Annotated in this window: 6 protein-coding genes; 3 read left to right on the top strand and 3 right to left on the bottom strand. The window is 71.3% G+C overall.

Annotated elements, in window-relative coordinates:
• Nucleotides 1-366: 366 nt before the first annotated feature.
• Complete coding sequence (locus tag AOK24_RS34110) at nucleotides 367-1,569, bottom strand: bifunctional adenosylcobinamide kinase/adenosylcobinamide-phosphate guanylyltransferase (protein WP_055723877.1); 1,203 nt, start codon at nucleotides 1,567-1,569, stop codon at nucleotides 367-369.
• Between the two features lie 176 nt (nucleotides 1,570-1,745).
• Between AOK24_RS34110 and AOK24_RS34105 the strand changes: the two genes are divergently transcribed.
• Nucleotides 1,746-1,958 carry a hypothetical protein gene (locus AOK24_RS34105; RefSeq protein WP_055723876.1) on the top strand — a complete coding sequence of 71 codons (213 nt, stop codon included), beginning with the start codon at nucleotides 1,746-1,748 and terminating at the stop codon, nucleotides 1,956-1,958.
• A 59-nt stretch (nucleotides 1,959-2,017) separates the two neighbouring features.
• Here the strand turns inward: AOK24_RS34105 and AOK24_RS34100 are convergent, their stop codons facing one another.
• Both AOK24_RS34100 and AOK24_RS34095 read right to left on the bottom strand, forming a co-directional pair.
• On the bottom strand, nucleotides 2,018-2,719 hold the full coding sequence (locus AOK24_RS34100; protein WP_055723875.1) for a class I SAM-dependent methyltransferase: 702 nt from the start codon (nucleotides 2,717-2,719) through the stop codon (nucleotides 2,018-2,020).
• Nucleotides 2,720-2,805: 86 nt separating this feature from the next.
• Complete coding sequence (locus tag AOK24_RS34095; protein WP_079057139.1) at nucleotides 2,806-3,438, bottom strand: DUF3043 domain-containing protein; 633 nt, start codon at nucleotides 3,436-3,438, stop codon at nucleotides 2,806-2,808.
• 215 nt (nucleotides 3,439-3,653) lie between these two features.
• Here AOK24_RS34095 and AOK24_RS34090 point away from each other — a divergent pair, with 215 nt between their 5' ends.
• Entirely contained in the window at nucleotides 3,654-4,451 is a 798-nt protein-coding gene (locus AOK24_RS34090; RefSeq protein WP_079057138.1) for a PspA/IM30 family protein, read from the top strand.
• A gap of 22 nt (nucleotides 4,452-4,473) precedes the next feature.
• Nucleotides 4,474-4,716 (top strand): PspA-associated protein PspAA (gene pspAA / locus AOK24_RS34085; RefSeq protein WP_055723872.1); only part of this gene is annotated, 243 nt, incomplete at its 3' end.

Below are 4,716 nucleotides of genomic sequence, written 5' to 3'. Positions count from 1 at the left end.
GGCTGATCGCGCAGTTCCCCGCGCCCCTAAAAGACCGACGGTGACCGCCGATTTTTAGAGGCGCGGGGCTGAATCGATGGGCGGTCACCGTCGGTGTTTTTAGGGGCGCGGGGCTGTGTCGATATGCGGCTCCGCCGCGTGGGCGCGAGCAATTCTCGCCGCGCTCGCAGTGGACGGCGCCCCCCGTCTTTTAGGGGCGCGGGGGCTGTGTCTATGTGCGGCCCTGCCGCGTGGGCGCGACCAGTCCTCGCCGCACTCGCAGCGGACGGCGACCCCCGTCTTTTCAGGGGCGCGGGGCTGTGTCGATATGCGGCTCCGCCGCGTGGGCGCGACCAGCCACAGACCACCCGCAGCCGCCCCACCCCCTCAGCCCCGCAGGACCATCGCCTGGCCCGACACCACCAGCACGACCTGTTCGCACTGTCCGGCCACCCCCGCGTTCAGCCTGCCGAGCTCGTCCCGGTATCTGCGGCCGGAAGCCGTGGAGGGGACGATGCCGGAACCCACCTCGTTGGATACGAGGACCACTGTTCGCCGGGTTGCCCGCAGGGACTCCAACAGCTCGCCTACCCGCTCGCGGAGTGCCTTCTCACCCCCGTCCGCCCACACCGCGTCGTCCCACGCCCCGACGGAGTCCATCGTGTCGGTGAGCCACAGGGACAGACAGTCGATGAGCAGGGGCGGGCCCTCCTCGACGAGCAGCGGCACCAGATCGCAGGTCTCGGCGGTACGCCAGGAACCGGGCCGGCGTTCGCGGTGGAGGGCGACCCGGGAGGCCCACTCCGTGTCGCCGCCCCGGGTGCCGCCCGTCGCGACGTACAGGACGTCGGGGAACGCCTCCAGCCGCCGTTCCGCCTCGACGGACTTGCCCGAGCGCGCGCCGCCGAGAACGAGGGTGCGGCGGGGCACGTCGGGTACGTCCTCGTAGACGCCGACGGTGAGGGTCGTACCGTCCGGCACGGCCCGCGCCCCGACCGCGGCGAGCCGGCGCCGCAGCTCGCGCCCCGGCGGAACGTCGTGGTCCAGGTGGACGGCGATCACATCGGTCGTGGCACCGACCGCACCCACCGCCCGCAGCCGGGCCAGCGCGTCCGGCCGCCCCACGACGTCCAGCAGCACCATGTCGTACCGCTGCTCCCCGCCCTCCTCCAGCCCCGCGGGCGCCCCGCCGGGCGGCAGGTACAGCATCCGCTGCCCGTCGGCTCCGGTGACGGCGTACCCCGTACCCCCCGCGTCCATGGCGACGGCCCGCACCCGATGCCCGGTCAGCAGGGCCAACTCCCGCCCGTCGGGCACCCGTCCGGGCCGGGGGAGGCCGAGCGGCACCTCGACGGCGGGCCCGTCGTGGGGATGGGACAGCAGCACCTGCCGCACCCCGCCGAGCGACTGCCCCGCACGGGCGGCGGCGAAGGCGGCACCGGGAGTGAGGTCGAGCAGCAGGGCCCCGTCGACCGACACGGACGTGGCCGCCCGGACCTCCTCCCCGAGGGACACGGCACACACCGCGCAAGCACAGTCGGGACGGGGAAGTCCCGCAGGGGCACCGGTACCGAGCAGAGTCAATTCCACGGATCGATTTTCACCCGAAGGGAAAGCGGACGCGCGACATGAGCGAAGGACTCGCGGGGTAACCACCGACGTCCTGAGGACATCGCAACCCCGAAGCCCCCTACGACCCGCACCCCGAACCGCATACGCTGGGCCACCGGACCAAGATCAGACCCCGGTCACACCAGGAGGCGTACATGGCGGCATGGACGTGGCGGTTCGAGAAGGCCGACGGGACGGAGGTCCAACCCGCCGTGGAACCGGAGGAGTTCACCACACAGGGGGACGCCGAGTCCTGGATCGGCGAGCAGTGGCAGGCCCTCGCGGACGGCGGCGCCGACCAGGTCCGCCTCTTCGAGGACACCACGGAGATCTACGGCCCGATGAGCCTGCACCCGGCAGGGTCCTGAGCCAGGGGAACCGCACCGCCCGGTGGGAACCCCTCACCGGGCGGTGCCCCGAACGGCTGTCAGCCCCGCACGCCGCACAGGTGGACGAGCGCGGCGACCCCCCGATAGGGATCCGTACGCCCGGCCCGCTCCTCGGCGGCGAGCAACGGCCCCAGATCCTCGGGCACGACCGCGTCGTCGGGAGCCGCGTCGGTGAACACCCGGACCCCGTACCAGGCCTGGAGCGGCGCCCCGATCCCGGCGAGCGCGTCGGTCAGCGTGGCCAGCCGGTCCGCCCGCACGTCGAGCCCGAGCCGGTTCGTGTAGTCGACGGAGTCGAACGCGGCCTGCGCGGTGACCCAGTCCCCGGAGAGCCCGGGCCGCATGGCGAGGGCGTCGCCGTTGCGGACGAGGAGCGACACCATGCCGCCGGGCGCCAGCATCCGCCCGAGCCCGGCGAGGAGCGCGTCGGGATCGGGAACGTACATCAGCACCCCATGACAGAGCACGATGTCGAAGCTGCCCGGCAGGAAGTGGACACCCGTCTCCCGCCCGTCGCCCTCTATGATCCGCACCCGCTCACGGATGCCCTCGGGCTCACGGGCCAGCGCCTCGCGCGCGGTGGCCAGCATCAGCGGATTCTGTTCGAGCCCGGTCACCTCGTGACCGAGCCGGGCGAGCCGCAGGGCCTGCGTACCCTGCCCCATCCCGACGTCGAGGACCCGCAGCCGCCGCCCGACGGAGTACCGCCCCGCTATCTGTTCGTCGAGCTGGCGTGCCACCAGTTCCTGTCGTACGACGTCCCGCAGCCCGCCCAGCCGATCGAGCCAGGCCTCGGCCGCGTCCCCGGAGAACGACGGCGTGGCACTCAGAGCTTCGCACCCCGCTTGACCTGCGGCTTCGGCAGGCGGAGCCGGCGTACCTGGAGGGAGCGCATGAGGGCGTACGGGACGGCGCCCTTGTGGCGCTCCTCCGGGAAGCGGGCCGTGAGCTGCTTGCGCAGCCGGAAGGTGATGACGAACGAGTCGAGCACGATCAGCACGATCAGGACCAGCCACAGCAGCAGCGACAGCGTCTGGAGCTCGGCGACGCGGACGATGCTCATCGCGAGGATGACGACGGCCATCGGCAGGAACGTCTCCGCGACGTTCAGCCGGGAGTCGATGAAGTCGCGGGTGAACTTGCGGACCTTGCCCTGGTCGCGGGCGGGCAGGTAGCGCTCGTCGCCACCGGCGAGAGCCTCGCGCTGCTTGTCCAGCGCGCGCCGCCGCTCTTCGCGCTGGCGCTTGGCCGCCTCCTTCCGCGTCATCGGCGTGTTGGAGACGCTGCGCCGCTGGGAGCGGGCCTCACTGCGCTTCGGCGTGGGCCGGCCCTTGGGGGCCTGCGGGTCTCGGGTCAGCTTGGAGTCGGTCGTCGGCGCCTCGTCGGCGACGGCGGCCTTCTCGTCCTTGGTGGCACGGCTACGGAACACAAAACCCAAGGGTAAGCGTTCCGGGCGCATGGACCCCAGTCGGGCGGGGAACGATCCGGCAACGCCGGTCGTCTTGTAAGCAAGGGGTTCACCTACTCCTTACGCCGGATCGGGGGCGGGCACAGTCGTCCTTGGGGAGGAGCGCATCCGTCCCGGAACAGTGCGTCAATGGAGGCAGGGCCCGTACTGTGGGTTCTGTCGCAGATCGTGAGCTGGAGTCTGTCAGAAGGGGGCGCGCGAAGCCCATGAGCGGTGTCATGAAGCGTATGGGGATGATCTTCCGCGCGAAGGCGAACAAAGCCCTTGACCGGGCCGAGGACCCGCGCGAAACCCTCGATTACTCGTATCAGAAGCAGCTGGAGCTGCTCCAGAAGGTCCGCCGGGGCGTGGCCGACGTCGCCACCTCCCGCAAGCGCCTCGAACTCCAGCTCAACCAGTTGCAGTCCCAGTCGTCCAAGCTGGAGGACCAGGGCCGCAAGGCGCTCGCCCTCGGCCGCGAGGACCTCGCCCGCGAGGCGCTGTCCCGCCGCGCCGCGCTCCAGCAGCAGGTCACCGACCTGGAGACCCAGCACTCCACGCTCCAGGGCGAGGAGGAGAAGCTCACCCTCGCGGCCCAGCGCCTCCAGGCCAAGGTGGACGCCTTCCGTACGAAGAAGGAGACCATCAAGGCGACGTACACGGCGGCCCAGGCCCAGACCCGCATCGGCGAGGCGTTCTCCGGCATCTCCGAGGAGATGGGGGACGTCGGCCTCGCGATCCAGCGCGCCGAGGACAAGACCGCGCAGCTCCAGGCCCGCGCGGGCGCGCTCGACGAGCTGCTCGCCTCGGGTGCCCTCGACGACCCCACCGGCCTCGCCAAGGACGACATCCAGACCGAGCTGGACCGCCTCTCCGGTGGTACTGATGTAGAGCTGGAACTCCAGCGCATGAAGGCCGAGCTGGCCGGGGGGCCGTCCGCCTCCCAGCAGGCCATCGAAGGCGGCGCGAACCAGTCCCAGCCCCAACAGCAGTCACAGGACACCCCCCGCTTCGACAAGCAGTAGGGGTCACGCCAAGGAGGTCGTCATGATCGTACGGATCATGGGTGAGGGGCAGCTGGAACTCTCGGAGACCCACCTCCCAGAACTGAACAAACTGGACGACGACCTCCTGGCGGAACTCGAATCCGCCGACGAGCAGGCCTTCCGCCGGACCCTGACGGCCCTCCTGAACGAGGTCCGCCGCCTCGGCACCCCCCTCCCGCCCGACGCCCTGCACCCCTCCGACCTGATCTTCCCCGGCCCGGACTTCCGCGAGGGTCGCGTCCGT

The sequence above is a fragment of the Streptomyces niveiscabiei genome (assembly GCF_001419795.1).
Taxonomy (GTDB): domain Bacteria; phylum Actinomycetota; class Actinomycetes; order Streptomycetales; family Streptomycetaceae; genus Streptomyces; species Streptomyces niveiscabiei.
This window is presented reverse-complemented; position numbering and strand designations above follow the sequence as displayed.

Bases quoted from the DNA above. Each gene is read 5' to 3' on its own strand.
- AOK24_RS34105 (WP_055723876.1), top strand. From the start codon at position 1,746: ATGGCGGCATGGACGTGGCGGTTCGAGAAGGCCGACGGGACGGAGGTC.
- AOK24_RS34095 (WP_079057139.1), bottom strand. From the start codon at position 3,438: ATGCGCCCGGAACGCTTACCCTTGGGTTTTGTGTTCCGTAGCCGTGCC.
- AOK24_RS34090 (WP_079057138.1), top strand. From the start codon at position 3,654: ATGAGCGGTGTCATGAAGCGTATGGGGATGATCTTCCGCGCGAAGGCG.